Source organism: Oleiharenicola lentus, assembly GCF_051660365.1.
In the GTDB taxonomy this organism is placed as follows: Bacteria; Verrucomicrobiota; Verrucomicrobiia; order Opitutales; family Opitutaceae; genus Lacunisphaera; species Lacunisphaera lenta_A.
Genome location: NZ_JBOZXB010000001.1, coordinates 1,574,582 through 1,590,815 on the forward strand (window position 1 = coordinate 1,574,582; position 16,234 = coordinate 1,590,815).

Annotated in this window: 12 protein-coding genes; 4 read left to right on the top strand and 8 right to left on the bottom strand. The window is 61.3% G+C overall.

All coding sequences use genetic code 11. The annotated features are described in order from the left end of the window. Positions 1-3: 3 nt before the first annotated feature. The gene (locus tag ACRRQW_RS05685) at positions 4-957 is read right to left on the bottom strand and encodes a LysR family transcriptional regulator (RefSeq protein WP_438480297.1); all 954 of its coding nucleotides are present in this window, start codon (positions 955-957) and stop codon (positions 4-6) included. A 202-nt stretch (positions 958-1,159) separates the two neighbouring features. Here ACRRQW_RS05685 and ACRRQW_RS05690 point away from each other — a divergent pair, with 202 nt between their 5' ends. From ACRRQW_RS05690 to ACRRQW_RS05705, 4 genes are read left to right on the top strand one after another with little or no spacing between them, the layout of a single operon-like run. After that, positions 1,160-1,657 (top strand): MarR family winged helix-turn-helix transcriptional regulator, encoded by a 498-nt coding sequence (locus tag ACRRQW_RS05690; protein ID WP_438480298.1) that lies wholly within the window; start codon positions 1,160-1,162, stop codon positions 1,655-1,657. A gap of 18 nt (positions 1,658-1,675) precedes the next feature. Next, positions 1,676-2,884, top strand: coding sequence for an efflux RND transporter periplasmic adaptor subunit (locus tag ACRRQW_RS05695; RefSeq protein WP_438480299.1), 1,209 nt, complete (start codon positions 1,676-1,678; stop codon positions 2,882-2,884). Between the two features lie 29 nt (positions 2,885-2,913). Further along, positions 2,914-6,069 carry an efflux RND transporter permease subunit gene (locus ACRRQW_RS05700; RefSeq protein ID WP_438480300.1) on the top strand — a complete coding sequence of 1,052 codons (3,156 nt, stop codon included), beginning with the start codon at positions 2,914-2,916 and terminating at the stop codon, positions 6,067-6,069. Further along, a complete protein-coding gene (locus ACRRQW_RS05705; protein WP_438480301.1) occupies positions 6,062-7,489 on the top strand; it encodes an efflux transporter outer membrane subunit in 1,428 nt (475 codons plus the stop codon). The genes ACRRQW_RS05700 and ACRRQW_RS05705 overlap by 8 nt, the downstream gene beginning before the upstream one ends. A gap of 217 nt (positions 7,490-7,706) precedes the next feature. Here ACRRQW_RS05705 and ACRRQW_RS05710 read toward each other — a convergent pair whose 3' ends face one another. The 7 genes from ACRRQW_RS05710 to ACRRQW_RS05740 form a co-directional block, all read right to left on the bottom strand. Beyond that, positions 7,707-8,894: an MFS transporter gene (locus ACRRQW_RS05710; protein WP_438480302.1), complete on the bottom strand. Its 1,188-nt coding sequence runs from the start codon at positions 8,892-8,894 to the stop codon at positions 7,707-7,709. Between the two features lie 147 nt (positions 8,895-9,041). Next, entirely contained in the window at positions 9,042-10,565 is a 1,524-nt protein-coding gene (locus tag ACRRQW_RS05715; RefSeq protein ID WP_438480303.1) for a glycoside hydrolase family 43 protein, read from the bottom strand. Positions 10,566-10,657: 92 nt separating this feature from the next. Beyond that, positions 10,658-12,211 (bottom strand): alpha/beta fold hydrolase, encoded by a 1,554-nt coding sequence (locus ACRRQW_RS05720; RefSeq protein ID WP_438480304.1) that lies wholly within the window; start codon positions 12,209-12,211, stop codon positions 10,658-10,660. Between the two features lie 30 nt (positions 12,212-12,241). Beyond that, positions 12,242-12,640 carry a hypothetical protein gene (locus tag ACRRQW_RS05725; protein WP_438480305.1) on the bottom strand — a complete coding sequence of 133 codons (399 nt, stop codon included), beginning with the start codon at positions 12,638-12,640 and terminating at the stop codon, positions 12,242-12,244. A gap of 84 nt (positions 12,641-12,724) precedes the next feature. Continuing rightward, positions 12,725-13,705 (bottom strand): pectinesterase family protein, encoded by a 981-nt coding sequence (locus ACRRQW_RS05730; protein WP_438480306.1) that lies wholly within the window; start codon positions 13,703-13,705, stop codon positions 12,725-12,727. Positions 13,706-13,793: 88 nt separating this feature from the next. After that, positions 13,794-14,855: a pectate lyase gene (pelA, locus tag ACRRQW_RS05735; RefSeq protein WP_438480307.1), complete on the bottom strand. Its 1,062-nt coding sequence runs from the start codon at positions 14,853-14,855 to the stop codon at positions 13,794-13,796. 11 nt (positions 14,856-14,866) lie between these two features. Continuing rightward, positions 14,867-16,204 (bottom strand): MFS transporter, encoded by a 1,338-nt coding sequence (locus ACRRQW_RS05740; protein WP_438480308.1) that lies wholly within the window; start codon positions 16,202-16,204, stop codon positions 14,867-14,869. Between the last annotated feature and the right edge of the window lie 30 nt (positions 16,205-16,234).

The window sequence follows — 16,234 nt, forward strand, 5'->3', positions numbered from 1 at the left end:
ACGCTAACGGCGCTTCGCCGTTTTCTTTTCACTTACGGGCTCCGTTTCCGCCGGAATACTCCGGCGCTTGTCAAACTCGCGAAACGCTTCGACGAAATTCTTCGCGAGCACGCCAGCGTCTTTGCGCCACACGGCTTGGATATCCAACTGGATATCCGGACCGGTCTCTTTGAGCGGGCGCATGACCAAATTATCCACGTGGATCAAACGCCGGCCCGCGAGAATCGAGATCCCCTGGCCCCCCGCGATCATCGCCAACAGCGATTCAAAGCCCCGCACTTCGACGATCCGCCCGCACTTCAAGCCGCGCCCTTCCAAGAGTTGGGTGATGTAGGTCGCGTGCGACGTCTGCCGATTCAAACTCGCGACGGTCAGCATTTTTTCTCCGGCGATCTCCTTGAGTGAAACCGCCGGGCGTCGCGCCAGCGGATGACCTTCGGGCATTGCGACCGCCAGCGGCGCGAGCATCGCGGGGGCGACGCCCAAATGCGCGGGCAGGCTCGCCACGTTTTGAAGAGGCAGAAATCCGAGCTGAATCATCCCTGACTCCAACGCCGACAGCTGCGACTGAAAATCCACGTCGATCAGATCCACCTCCACCTCCGGAAACCGCGCGCAATACGTCGACAGCGCCGCCGCCATGTAACTTGCCGTCAGCGGGCCGATGTTGCCGATCGAAAGGCGCCCGCGCTGCCCACGTTGCGCTTCGCGCGCTTGTTGCACCGCGCGCTCAGCGCGCTCGAGAATCGCCTTGGTCTCTTCGAGAAACACCGTGCCGGCATTCGTCAACCGGACCTGCGTGGTGTCGCGGTCGAGCAAACGCACGCCGACCTCCTCTTCGAGATCTTTGACCTGTTTGCTCAACGCGGGCGTGGAAAGATTCAACCTCTCCGCCGCGAGGCGGAAATTCAAAGTGCCCGCCACGGCGGCGAAGTAACGCAGGTGTCTTAGTTCCACGCCCCAGCTGTTAACTTAAAGTGAACAGCTCGCAAACAACAAAGTCATACCGGCCGCGGTCGACCGGTGATATTGTCACGGCGCTTGCGCCACTTCGACGCCGGCAACTCGCCCGATGCTCTTTGCCTGCGTCATCCTCTGCCTGCTCGTGCTGCTCGTCGCTTTAGACAGCGACGCCACCTGAGCCTCAACTCATTCCGCTATGCAATCTCCCTCCTCCCTCTACAACACCATCAAATCCCTCACGCCGGCCACGGATGCGGCCAACATGGTCGCGGGCCGCGCGCTTTCCGGATTTATGGCCGCGAGCGAGGACGTGCGGAAAGCATTGCGCAGTCAGCTCGGCCGCAAAGGCCTGACTATCGAGGGATTTCAAGCGCTCGCGGCGATTCGCTCGTTCGAACCTGCTACCAGTTGCCCGTCGACCCTTGCCGATAAAATTGGGACGACCCGCGCTTTGCTCAGCCACACGCTCACGCGCCTGGAGTTTTCACGGCTCGTCACGCGCCATCGCGATACCGCAGACCGCCGCGTCATCCACTACGACCTCACCCCGCTCGGTCGCGAAGCCCTCGAAAAAGCGCGGCTCACTTGCGCTGACACCGTGCAGCAATTGTTCCACGACGTCACCGAGCCTGAAATCACGGGCCTCATTTCCTCTTGCGCAAAACTTACGCACGGCGCCGCCCAACTCTCTTAATTTAAACTCAACACCTCCATGCATCGTTTCCATTCCGCCACCTTCACCACTCCATTTCTGCGCCCGCTCGTGTCGCGCAGCATGGTCGCCGCCCTTGCACTCGGCACCCTCGCCGGTTGCAGCAAAAAAGACGCCGCTCCCGTCGCGCAGGCACATCCAGCCACCGAAGTCGGCGTCGTCACGCTGTCGCCGCAAGCCGTCACGCTCAGCCGCGAACTTCCGGGCCGCACGTCGGCCTTTCGCGTCGCCGAAGTGCGCGCGCGCGTCAGCGGCATCGTCTTGAAACGCCTCTTCACTGAGGGCAGCGAAGTCAAAGAGGGCCAGCCGCTCTACCAAATCGATCCCGCGCCCTATCAAGCCGCGCTCGACAGCGCAAAAGCCCAGCTCGCGCGCGCTGAGGCCAATTCCGCGTCCGCGAAACTCCAGGCCGATCGATACCGCGATCTCGTGAACGCCCGCGCCGTTTCCCAGCAGGAATACGATAACGCCAACGCGCAACAGCTCGCCTCCACCGCCGACGTCGCCGCCGGCAAAGCCGCGGTGCAGACCGCGCAGATCAATCTCAATTACACCAATGTCCTCGCGCCGATCTCCGGCCGCATCGGTCGCTCCGATGTCACCGAAGGCGCCTATGTGCAATCCGGCGCCGCTACGTTGCTCACCACGATTCAGCAAATCGACCAGCTCTACGTCGACGTCAGCCAATCCAGTTCCGAGCTGCTCCGCTTGCAGGAAGATTTAAAATCCGGCCGCCTCACGCGCGCGGGCGAAGGCCAAGCGCGCGTCACGCTGGTGCTTGATAACAACCGCCACTACAGCGAGGCGGGCACGTTGCAGTTTGCCGACGTCTCCGTCGATGCGTCGACCGGCACGGTGCTCGTGCGCGCGCTCGTGCCGAATCCGAATCGCGAATTGTTGCCGGGCATGTTTGTCCGCGCTCACCTCGAAGAAGGCGTCAATCCCACCGCGTTGCTCGTGCCGCAACAAGGCGTGACGCGCAACCAGCGCGGCGAACCCACCGCGCTCGTCGTCGGTGCGGGTAACAAAGTGGAAACGCGCGTGCTCCACACCGAGCGCGTCGTCGGCAACCAGTGGCTCGTGACCGACGGTCTGAAAGCCGGCGACCAAGTCATCGTGCAGAACCTGCAAAAAATCCGCCCGGGCGCCGACGTGAAGCCCGTGCCCGCGACCGGCATCGAAGCCACCGGGGCCAACACCGCCCACTAATCCGTCTCACTTTCCAGGAGAATCTTACCATGGCTAAATATTTTATCGATCGCCCCATCTTCGCGTGGGTCATCGCGATCGTCATCATGCTCGCCGGCGTCGCGGCCATCCGCACGTTGCCGATCGCGCAGTATCCCAACATCGCGCCGCCCGCGATTTCCATCGCCGCGTCGTATCCCGGCGCCAACGCCAAGACGCTCGAAGACACCGTCACGCAAGTGATCGAGCAACGCATGAACGGCATCGACCACATGCGCTACATGGCGTCGACGAGCGACTCCGCCGGCAACGTCACCATCACGCTCACCTTCGACGCCGGCACCGATCCCGACATCGCGCAGGTGCAGGTGCAGAACAAACTGCAACTCGCCATGCCGCTTCTCCCGCAGGAAGTGCAGCAGCAAGGCGTGCGCGTCACCAAATCCGTGCGAAACTTCCTCATGGTGCTCGGGTTTGTTTCGACCGACGGCAGCATGACACGCGACGACATTTCCGACTACGTCGCCGCGAACATTCAAGATTCGCTGAGCCGCGTGCCGGGTGTGGGCGACATCCAGCTGTTCGGATCGCAATACGCGATGCGCATCTGGCTCAACCCGGACGCGCTCGCGAATTACAAGCTGGCGATCGCTGATCTCACGATGGCGTTGCAGGCGCAAAACGCGCAAGTCTCCGCCGGCCAGATCGGCGGCACGCCCTCGGTCGAAGGCCAGCGCCTCACCGCGACGATCACTGCACAAACGCGCCTGCAAACGCCCGAGCAGTTCGAAAACATTTTGCTCCGCGTAAATCCGGACGGCTCACAGGTTCGCTTACGGGATGTCGCCCGCGTGGAACTCGGGGGCGAAAATTATTCCATCGAGACGCGTTACAACGGCCAGTCCGCTTCCGGCATGGCGATTCGTCCGGCGACCGGCGCAAACGCGCTCGAGACGTCGCGTTTGGTGCGCGAAAAAATCGACGAACTCTCTGCGTTTTTTCCACCAGGCCTGAAAGTCGAATACCCGCTCGATACCACGCCGTTCGTGCGCATCTCGATCGAAGGCGTCGTGCACACGCTCATCGAGGCCGTCGTGTTGGTGTTCCTGGTCATGTATCTTTTCATGCAAAACTTCCGCGCCACGCTGATCCCGACGATCGCGGTGCCGGTCGTGTTGCTCGGCACGTTTGCCGTCATGCAGGCATTCGGTTTCTCCATCAACACACTCACGATGTTCGGCATGGTGCTCGCCATCGGCCTGCTCGTGGACGACGCGATCGTCGTCGTCGAAAACGTGGAGCGCGTGATGAGCGAAGAAGGACTTTCCCCACGGGAGGCCACACGAAAATCCATGGACCAAATCACTGGGGCGCTCATCGGCATCGCGCTCGTGTTATCCGCGGTGTTCGTGCCGATGGCGTTTTTCGGCGGCTCCGTCGGCGTCATTTATCGCCAGTTCTCCATCACGGTCGTCACCGCGATGGTGCTCTCCGTCATCGTCGCGGTCATCCTCACGCCGGCGTTGTGCGCCACGATGCTCAAGCCGATCGCGAAAGGCCACCACGAGGCGAAGAAAGGTTTCTTCGGTTGGTTTAACCGCATGTTTGATCGCAACGCGGATCGGTATGCGAACGGCGTGCATGGTTTGGTGAAACGCACCGGGCGCTCGATGCTCATCTTCGCCCTCATCATCGGCGGCATGGTCGTGTTGTTCCTCCGTATGCCGACGGGCTTCCTGCCCGACGAAGACCAAGGCCTAATGTTTGCCCAAGTGCAATTGCCGGTCGGAGCCACGAAGGAACAGACGCTCGATGTCATTAAGCAGGTCGAAACTCATTTCCTTACCGATGAAAAAAAGAACATCGAATCCGTCTTCGCGGTCGCAGGTTTCAGTTTTGGCGGACAAGGCCAGAACACCGGCCTCGCGTTTATCAAACTCAAGGACTGGAGCGCACGCACGCGCGCCGAGGATCGCGTCAAAGCGATCGCCGGTCGCGCGATGGTAAAGTTCATGTCGTTCAAGGATGCGATCGCCTTTGCGTTCGCGCCGCCCGCCGTGCTCGAACTCGGCACGGCCAACGGGTTCGATTACCGTCTGCAAGATCGCGCCGGCCTCGGCCACGACGCGCTCATGGCCGCGCGTGCGCAGTTTCTCCAACTCGCCGCGCAAAACCCGAATCTCGCGAATGTCCGCCCGACGGGCTTTGAAGACACGCCGCAATACAAGGTCGATATCGACCAGGAGAAAGCCAGCGCACTCGGCGTTTCGTTGACTGACATCAATCGCACGCTGTCCGCCGCGTGGGGTTCGGCTTACGTGAACGACTTCATCGACAAGGGCCGCGTGAAGCGCGTCTACCTGCAAGCCGACGCGCCCTACCGCATGCAGCCCGAGGATCTCAACCGCTGGTATGTGCGCAACGGCCAGGGCGAAATGGTGCCGTTCTCGTCGTTCGCGAGCGGCCACTGGACTTACGGTTCACCGCTGCTCGAACGTTATAACGGCCTGCCTTCCGTCGCGATTCAGGGTGAACCCGCGCCCGGCAAGAGCACCGGCGATGCGATGAAAGCGATCGAAGAAATCTCCGCGCAACTTCCGCTCGGCACCGGCGGCGAATGGAGCTCGCTCTCCTACGAAGAACGTCTGTCCGGCTCGCAAGCGCCCGCGCTCTACGCGATCTCGCTGCTCGTCGTGTTCCTGTGTCTGGCCGCGCTGTATGAAAGCTGGTCGATTCCGTTCGCTGTCATGCTCGTCGTGCCGCTCGGTATCATCGGCGCGCTCGGCGCCGCCGCGCTGCGCAGCATGCCCAACGACGTTTATTTCCAAGTCGGTTTGCTCACCACAATCGGCCTAGCCTGTAAGAACGCCATTTTGATCGCGGAGTTTGCCAAGGCCGGCGTCGAGCAAGGCATGGGACTCATCGAAGCCACCGTGCACGCTTCCCGCCAACGCCTGCGCCCGATCTTGATGACCTCGTTCGCGTTCATCCTCGGCGTGTTGCCGCTCGTGATCGCCAACGGCGCCGGCTCCGGCAGCCAGAACGCCATTGGGACCGGCGTCATGGGCGGCATGATCAGCGCCACCGTCCTCGCGATCTTCCTCGTGCCGGTCTTCTTCGTGACCGTGTTGCGCCTCTTCAAACCCAAGCCGGCGCACGCCCCCGTTCCCGCCGTCATCGCTTCGGAGAATCCTCACCATGCTTAAGCCTCTCGTTCCCGCGCTCACCGCCGCCGTGCTTTTCAGCGGTTGCACGATGGCGCCTCGCTATGAACGCCCGGCCAGTCCGGTCGCGACTACCTATCCGACGGACTCCGCCGCAACCTCCAGCCCTGCCGCCGCTGCCACAGCCGATCTCGGTTGGCGCGAGTTCTTCACCGATCCGCGCCTGCAAAAACTCATCGAGCTTTCGCTCGCCAACAACCGCGATCTCCGCGTGGCCACGTTGCGGGTCGAACAGGCCCGCGCGCAATACCGCATCCAACGCGCCGCGCTCCTGCCCACCGTCAACGCCACCGGCAACGGCTCGCGCGCGAAAACGCCGGGCGATCTCAATACGACCGGCCAGCCGATCATCTCCGAGCAATTCAGCGTCGGCCTCGGCTTCACTGCTTACGAACTCGATCTCTTCGGTCGCGTGCAGAGTTTAAAAGACCGCACGCTCGGAACGTATCTCGCGTCTAACGAAGCCGCGCGCAGCACGCATCTCGCGCTGGTCGCGCAGGTCGCCACGCAATACCTCACGGTGCGACAACTCGAAGAACAAGCCGCCATCGCGCGGCAGACGCTCGAAGCCGTGCAATCGTCCTACGATGTGCGCAAACGCAGTTTCGAAGTCGGCACGCTCGGCGAACTCGATCTCCGCACGTCGGAAATCCAAGTGCAGACCGCGCGCTCCGGCCTGGCATCTTACACGCGCCTCCGCGCGCAAGCGGAAAACACGCTCGCCGTGCTCGTCGGCCAGCCGTTGCCAGCGGATTTGCCTGCGGGCCGTGCGTTGCGCGAACAAGGCCTGCTCGCGGAACTGCCCGCCGGCGTGCCGTCGGATTTATTGCAACGCCGCCCCGACATCCTCGCCGCCGAGCACACGCTCAAAGCCGCCAACGCCAACATCGGCGCCGCGCGCGCCGCGTTTTTCCCGCGCATCGCGCTCACGGGTTCGTTCGGCACCTCTAGCGCCGATCTCGATGGGTTGTTCAAAGCAGGTTCCGAAGCGTGGAGTTTCGCGCCGTCGATCAGCGTCCCGATTTTCGCCGCCGGCGCGAACCGCGCGAACCTGGACGTGGCCAATGTTTCCAAACAAATCGAAGTCGCGAACTACGAGAAGGCGATCCAGACCGCCTTCCGCGAAGTCGCCGACGGCCTCATCGCGCGCAGCACGTTCCGCGAACAACTCGACGCCCAGGCCGCGTTGCTCGCCGCGCAACAACGCCGCTTCGAGCTCTCCGACCTGCGTTACCAAAACGGCGTGGACAACTACCTCGTCGTCCTCCTCGCGCAGCAAGATCTCTACACCGCGCAACAAGCCCTCGTCCAATCCCGCGCCGCGGAGCTAATCAACCTCGTCACGCTCTACAAAGCCCTCGGCGGCGGCTGGAACGAAACGCGCCCCGCGAACGCCCCGTGAGCCCAATCCCGTTTGTCATATAATATATGACAAACGGGATTGGCGCGGCGCGCGTGGACGGAGCTACTTGATCAACCTATCGAGCGACGAAAACAGTGTAGCCAATCAACTCGGCTTTCCGCTGTCGACATGAGCCGTGAAGGTTTCAGTCGCCTCGCCGCCTTCGAAGGTGGTCTTTTGCACGAGCGCCACTTAGGCGAACGTGAGCCGCATTTTTTTACGCCCTGCGCTTCCTCGCTCCAAGCCCGAGCACCAGCGGCAGCATCACCAGCGGCGCGATCGCCGAAATCGCCAGCCCCCAGTGCAAATCGCGCCAGTCAGCGACTAGGCCCACCAGCCACGGCATGAAAATCCCCCCCGCATTCCCGAGTGCCGCGAGCGCACCAAACATGCTCGCGCCTCCGTTAGGATAACGATCCGCCGTCACCGCCAGCATCGTCGGCCACAAGCAACTCCCCGTGAATCCCGCGACGATGCACGCGACCAACGCCAGCGGCGCCGACGGTAAAAACGATCCGCAGAGAAACAAAAGCACGGTCAGTCCGCAGCCCCACGCCATGATTTGAAACGAGTTAATCTTTTTTTCCAGCGAGCCGATCACCATGCGACCGGCCGCCATTGCGACGGAAAATGCCAGCAACGCCATCCCGCCCGTGAACTGGGAATATCCCAGCGACGTCTCCGCGTAAGCTGGCAGCCATTGCGCCATGCCGAGTTCGGTTGCGCCTCCGAGAAAAATTCCCACCAAGGCGGCGACGAACCAGCCGTTTTTCAACAGCGCGCGCATCGGCGTGCGCCCACCTTCCGTCGTCAGCGATGGAAAGTGCTGACGCGAAAACGCAATGATCAGGCCCAGCGGCAACGGCAGTAAAACGAGGCACGACCCGCGCCAGCCCAGTCCTGCCTTCAACGCCAGCGAGCCCGCGAGAATCGTGACCGCCGCGCCGACGCAATAAAACGAATGCAACCAATTCATCGCCGCCGCGCGCCGTGCGGGATTCAACGCGGAGACCACTGGACTCAACACCATGTCGAGCGTGCCCGAGCCCAAGCCGAAAACAAACATCCACGCGCCCACCATCGCGTAACTCGGAGCGAACGCCAGCCCGACCAGACTCAGCGCGATCATCGCGTTGCCCAGAATCGTAAACGCTTTCGCACCCCAGCGATCTGCCAGCGGCCCGGTCGCAAGAATCCCAATCGAAAGCCCCGCAAAAGCCAGCGCCCCGAGCCGGCCCAGTTGCTCCTTGGAAAGTCCCTCCACGCCACCAAACAACTCGCTCAACGCGGTAAGAAACACCGGCAGCAAATTCAGGCCGATGGCGAGGCTCATCATCGCTCCGTAGCAGAGAATCGTGAGCAGCTTCGGATGAATCGCGGAAGGGGTTGCGGAAGGAGCGGCCATGAAGAATGCGCACAGTGCGTGCCCACACTCAGAAAGCAACGAGGGAGCGTGCTACCAAGGTGGAAGCTGACCTCCGGGCAGGTTGTAAGAATACGCGAAGCCGCTAAAAGCCCGCCCGGAGGTCGGGCTCCACCTTCGGTTTCCCTCTTACTGGCCCACAATAAATTCTTCAAAATCGGCGTGGCCGCTCGCGCCGGCGGCGAAGATGCCGACTTTGGCGCCGACCCAGCGACCGACATTCGCGGTGAACTCCGCGCCGAGTGGCGTGAACGTTTTTCCGTCGAGGCTGTAGCTGAAACGGCATTTGCCGCCGTCACGCACTTCAACCCTCAGGTGAACTTTGCCAGTGAGCGCCTCTGCTGTGACGTAGTTTGCCTTGGGCTTTTCGGAGGCTTTATCGACGGTCACTTGAACCAGCCGACCGTCGCGCACGCCAACCCACGCGTAGTCGAAACCAAACACGATCAAACCCGCCTGCGCCGCGCCGCCGCTCGCGTCGAGCACGGTGGTCGCGCTGAATTCGAGCGCGGGAAATTTTTGCATCAACAGATACGGCGCATCGTAGAGATTGCCGGGCACCGTTTCCGGTTGCGCAAACAATCGCAGCGAGCCGGATTTTTCCGTCAGCGAATACCAATGCTTGCCCGGGTTCGCCTGCCATTGCCATTGGAGGCCGAGTTTCTTCGCGGCGAAATCATCGCTCGTCGGTGGCACCGCGATCGGCTGCGCCGGCAGCGCAGGCTTTTTATGCACGAGCACGGGCTCGCCGGTTTTTTCGCCGCTCGTCACCCCCGTGCCCATCAGCGGCCAGCCATCTTTCCACGTCACTGGCTGCAAATGCACGATGCGGCCGTAAGCGTCCTTATCTTGAAAATGGATGAACCATTCCTCGCCTTTCGGCGTGTCCACGAGCGCGCCTTGGTGCGGGCCGTTCACCGGCGACTTACCCTGCGCGAGCACGATACGATCTTCGTAAGGGCCGCGAATCGATTTTGCGCGAAACACCGATTGCCAGCCAGGTTTCACGCCGCCCGCCGGCGCGAACACATAATACCAGCCGTCGCGTTTTAAAAATTTCGGCCCTTCCAACGTCCGATAATTGGGAAGCTTGTCACCGTTGATGACGTAACCGAAATCGTCGATCACCGTGGTGCCTTCGGCATTCAGTTCAAGCAGCGTGAGCACATTGCCGACCATCGCGCGACTCTTCGCCCAGCCGTGGATGAGATACACGCGGCCGTCGTCATCCCACAACGGGCAAGGATCGATGAGCCCGCGACCGCCTTTCACGAGCACCGGTTCGCTCCATTTTCCAGCAGGATCCTTCGCGGTGATAACGTAGATGCCGTAATCAGGATCGGGATAATAAATCCAAAATTTCCCCGCGTGATGCCGGATCGCCGGCGCCCAAACCCCTTTGCCGTGTTGCGGCGTGACGAAGCCCGCCTCCGGCACGAGCCGCGGCAGCGCGTGGGTCACCAGTTGCCAATTCACCAAATCCTTCGAATGCAAAATCGGGAGCGCGGGCACGTGGCTGAAGCTCGACGACGTCATCCAGTAATCGTCGCCGACGCGCACCACATCGGGATCGGAATAATCCGCGTGCAGGATCGGGTTCTTATACGTGCCGTTGCCGAGGTCGGCGACCCACGGCTCGGCCGAAAAGGCCATCAAAGGAAACAAAGGAACTAGAAGCAGGATTTTCGCAGTCAATCGAAGCGACTTTGATGAAATGCACTCCGGCGTTAATCCTGTGACTGTGCTCATTGTTGATTGGTTTTTTTTGCCGGGCCGGCGGGAGCGGCGAGCGTGCGTTGCAGCCATGCAATCAGCTGCGCGTTGTAGTCGGGCAGAAATTTTTCCCAGTTCAGCAACCCGTGGCCCGCACCCGGCAGGGTGATGAGATCGCACGTCACACCGTTGGCGCGCAGCTTCGCCTGAAAATTAAGCGTGGTCTGGTAAGGCACGGTTTTGTCGGCGTCGCCGTGCAACAACAGGAACGGCGGCAGGCCGGGCTTCACCTGATTAATCGCGGCGGTGTCGCGCAGAATCGCGAGCGACGTTGGGTTGGGTTCCTTCGGTTGATTGTGCAGATCCTGCAGCGCTTTGCCGAGACCGCCCCGCGCGGGGAGTTCGAATTCGAAATCAGTGACCGGCGCGAACCCGACCACCGCTTGCACGCGCGTGTCGTCGGTAGGCAGCACGCCCGCGAGCGTCGCGAGATGTCCGCCCGCCGAGTGCCCGAAGATCGCGATGCGTGTCGGGTCGCCTTTGAACTTCGCCGCATTGGCTTTCACCCAACGAATCGCGGTTTGCACGTCGTCGAAACACGCCGGCCAGCGATGCGCGGGCGCCATGCGGTAGTTGATCGAGAACCACGTGAACTTTGCCGCCGTGAGTGGCGCGAACCACGGCGTGATGTCGGCGCCGTTGCCCGGCTTGTCCGAGCCGGCTTTGTCGCCGCTGTTCCAGCCGCCACCATGCACAAGGATGGCGATGGGGAACGGACCTTCGCCGGCGGGCACACTGACGTCGAGCAGCAGTTTTTCGCCGGCTGCTTTGCCATACTCGACGTCGATCAGTTTCGCGGCGTGCGGTTCGGTTGATAACATCGGCGCAAGCTCCGGCGCGACGCGGCGCAACTCTTCCACCACCAGCCGCGCGAAAGCCTGGCTGCCGTCGGCCTGGAGGTGCGTGCGGTCGGTTTTCTTCGCCGCATCGAGAAAGTTGAACTTCTCCGTTTCCGCCGGCCCGATCTTTTCACAGAAGGCGATGCTGCTGGCGTGCAGATCGATGACCGGGACGTTTTTCTCACGGGCGACTTTTTTCGCAGCGTCGGCGTAAGGAATCAGCGTGGAGAGGATTTTCCCCGGATTTTCCGGATCGAAATTCCGGCGTGTAAGCGAGGTCACCAAGATCGGTTGGCCGCCGATGGCGCGGACTTCATCGACGTAGCGCGCGAGATTTTCGGGAAAGCTCGTAGCTGGGTCAGTCTCGCGTTCCGGACCTTTGCCGGGCTGGTCGTTGTGGCCGAATTGGATCAGGTAGTAATCGCCGTGGGCCGCGAGCGCAGTGGCCCAGTGGCCCTCGTCACGAAAACTCTTCGAGCTACGACCGCCCTTCGCCGTATTCGTGACGCGCGCGCCATCGTTGACAAACTGCCGAAAGCCCAGCCCCCAGCCGGAGCCATCCGTCACGGTGGAATCTCCGACCAACACGAGGTGCGGGTGCTCGCGCACGAGATCGTTCGTGCCGCCGTCTGCGGCGCACAAGGCGAGCGGGATGAACAGGAAAAGGCCGAGTAGTTTGGTTTTCACAGAACTAAAACTCGTCCTCGCCCAGCGATCTTACGCTTTGCCGACCAAGGCCTGAACCACGACTGACCATTCGGCGTCGTCGAGCTTGCCGTCACGGTTGGCATCGTAACGTTGCATCGCGTTTTCCGATTTCATCGCCGCGGTGCGCACGGCGCCAAGCCATGCATTGAGTTCGGCGTCGTCGAAACGGCCGTTGCCGTCGCGATCAAACTTGGCCGGGGCCAACGCTGCAGCTTCCACTCGGGCGCGAACTTCATCGTTCGTGTCGGTTTGCGTGATGAGCCAAGATTGCAACTTAGCTTGCGCGGACAGCTGCGTTTGAGTGGGGCGTTGCGGCATTGGCTGCGGAACAGCAGCGAACAAGCGGACGCCGGAGAGCAGCAGGACAGAAACCGCGAGAAACTGGCACATGCGACGATAGTGATTCATGGCAGAAACGAGTTGAGGTTGGGATAAGCGACTGGCCTGAATAAAATTCTCAGGGAATGGCTCGGTTGCATCAAGTATGTTTCCTCACCGCGCGAGTGGCTTCCAGCCGTCTTCGCCCGCCAGAACTTTTTGCGGCGTAAGGCCGGCGGTGTCGGCCGCGGTGAGCGGCTTGGCCCACTTGGCGCGCGCGGCGTCGTTTGCGCCCGGACCGGTGCTGCCGAATTCGGCGTAGAACGTCGTCTGCTCGGCGTGTGGCTTGTTCCAGTTATTCCAGCCTTCAGGTTTCACGACAGCGGACATTTCCGTGCGGACGAAAATCGTTTTCGCGTAGTCGCGCCACGGGCGCCCGAGGAAAGTCTTAGCGCCGTCGGCCCCGGTGATTTTGCAATCCACGAAAACGTAACCGTAAGGCGCGTCTTTCGGCGTGGACGCGGCGGTGAGGTAACCGTCTTTCAACGCGTGGATGTGGCAGCGTTCGAAATAAGCCGTCGCCCCACCGAAGATAAAGTCGACGTGGCCTTCAATATAAGAATCGACGAAGTAGTGGCGACCGCGATTCACCAAAATGGTGTCCTGCCAGCCGAGGAACTTGCAGTTACGAAACGTGAGGCGGTCGCCGTCGGCGCGCAGGGCGAGCGCCTGACCCACCGGGCCGGCGTGATTCGCGAGCGTGATATTTTCCCACGTCATCCCGTCGCCGTCGATTTGCACCGTCGGCGTGCGGAACGTGCCGATGGGTTTGCCGTCCGGACCAACGAGGTTCGCGTTGAGATTGTAGGTGACGATGGTTTTGTCGCGATCCTCGCCGATGACGCGGATGTTGCCGCGCTCACGTTGGACGTAGATGCGTTCGTTGTAAGTGCCCGCTTTGACAAAAATCACCCACGGCGCGGCAGCAGGTTCGGGGCGCAACGGGGCGGTGCTGATCGCTTCCTGCAGCGACGTATAGTTGCCGCTGCCATCAGCGGCGACGACCGTGTCAAATTTCAGCGGAGCGTCGGCGGCGAACAAACGACCGACAGTTAAGGCGAATAAAACAGCGAACAGGACAGCGGGGCGGAGCATAGGAAAACAGACGTTGCGCCCACGGCGTGGGCGGCCGCAAGCGATGGTGATCTCATGACAAACTCACGACACGCGCCGATGCGCGCGATCAGGGCAATTTATGTTTCGCGCGCCAGCGCGGGTATTCTTCGGTCAACAGTTTCTCGGGCCAATTCCCGAGATAGCCGTAACCGACGCGCCGCTCGCGTTCGATTTCATTGTAGTTGTAACGGATAACTTTGTCGCGGCCGATGTAGATCGGTTTGTTTGTGCCGAGTTCGTAGAAACGCGCCCAGGAACGCGGCGCGTTGGCGTCGGCCACGGCGAGCGATTCGCGTTTGCCGTCGGCGCCAGGTGAACGGTCGATTTTCAACCCGGCGATCGACGACGACTCGAACCACGCAATGGCGCTCTCGATTGCGGTGATGATCTCAGGCGTTGGCTTCGAGACCTTCATCAACTCGCGCACGAGGCCGACGCTTTCCATGCCGGAAAGAGACGCCGGTTCGAAGTTGCGCGCGGGCGCGGGCGCGAGCGTGTCCTCGTCGTGTTGCGCGCACCAAGCGGTGAGTTTGCCGTCTTGCTTCACTTGCGACCGCAGAATGCACGCGACGCCTTTTTCCACCGCCATGGCCGCGCGCGCGCGGCGCGCGGCGTCAACAAACGTGTAAGGCGCTTTGCCGCTCGCGACTCCGCGGAGGAGCGTCAGCACGTTGGCCATCGCATTGTCGTTGTAGGTGACATGCGTGTAGTAACCGTCGATCAGCGGGAAAAACTGCGGCCAGCCGCCGTTGGCGTATTGCGATTCGAACAGGTAATCGATTCCGCGAAAGAATGCGGCGCGGAGTTTCTCGTCATCCGCGGCCACGACCACTTGCGCGAGGTAATGCAGTTGCGTGGTCGTCGCGCCATTATCGATCGTGGTGCGCTGGTCTTCGTGATGGGTGCTCGCGAAATACTCCGGCGGGGGCGGTGCGATCATGCTGCGATTTTTTGTCCAGCCGCCGGACTCGCGTTGATAGAGCACGATGTTGCGCGCGATATCGACCGCTTCGGCCGAGGCATACCACGTGGCCGGCTGCTTGCTGATGGCGTTCCAACTTACCGCCGCGGAACAAAGCACCGGGGCCAAAGCCCCGGCGAGAAGCGCAAATCGCGAGAATAATTTCATCACGAGCAAGCTCAGGCAGTCTTAAGTTCCACCGCGGCGAGTTTGGGCGAGAGCAACTGCATCACGAGGAGAGCGGATAAATACGCACCGCCCGCGATCGCGAACAGCGGCACATAGCCACCCGTGTTGATGATAAAGCCCACTTTCGCCGCAAGGAGCGCGCCACCGAGACCGCCCATCAAACCGCCGATGCCCACGACGCTGCCGACGGCGCGACGCGGAAATTGATCGGAGACCGTGGTGAAAAGATTGGCGCTCCAGCCTTGGTGCGCGGCGGTCGCGAGCGCGATCAGCGCGATGGCGACGGAGATGCTGCTCGTCATGGAAGCGAACACGATCGGCACCACGCAGATGGCACAAATGAGCATCGTGGTCTTGCGGGCTTTATTCACGCTCCAGCCCATGCCGATGAATTTCGTGGCGAGCCAGCCGAAGAACACGCTGCCACCATCGGATACGAGGTAGATGATCAGGAACGGCAGGCCGACCTGCTTGAGGTCGAGCTTGGTGGCGAATTTCGCATTTTCATTAAAGAACGTCGGCAACCACGTGAGGTAGAACCACCAGATCGCGTCCGTCATGAACTTGGGAATCGCGAAAGCCCATGTCGCGCGGTATTTGATCAACTCGCTCCATTTGACGCGCACTTCGCTGTCAGCCGGACCGTCCTGACGGATGTAGGCGAGCTCAGCGGCCCCGAGTTTCGGGTGCTCCTCAGGCTTGCGATAAACGGCGAGCCACCAGAACAGCACGAACACGCCAATGGCACCCGTTACGATGAAACTCGCGCGCCAGCCCCAGTGAGAAATGATAAACGGCACGCAGATCGCCGTGAGAATAATGCCGACGTTCGCGCCGGCGTTGAAGATACCGGTCGCGAAACTGCGTTCCTTTTTTGGAAACCATTCCGAGACCGTTTTGATGGCCGCAGGAAAATTACCGGCCTCGCCCACGCCGAGCAAACCGCGCGCCCACGCCATACCGGGCACCGAATGCACCAAGCCATGCAACACGGCCGCCACGCTCCAGCCACCGATGCTGGTCGCATAACCACGGCGGATGCCGATGCGATCGATCATGTAACCCGCGAGCAGAAATCCGAACGCGTAACAGTATTTAAAGATCGAATCGAGAAACGACATCTTCTCTTTGAACAACGCGAGATCGGCGTCGGTCAGCGGCACATCGAGGGGAATCCCCAACATCTGATGACGGAACGTCGTATCGAGCATCGTGAACGAAAAAACGTTGCGATCGATGTAGTTGATGGTCGTCGCGAGAAACAGCACGGCGCAGATGCGCCAGCGATAACGGCCAATTAGGGAGGGAGACGAAGAGGCAGCTTGCATGATGGGGAAGAAACGGGGTGTGAAGGCTAA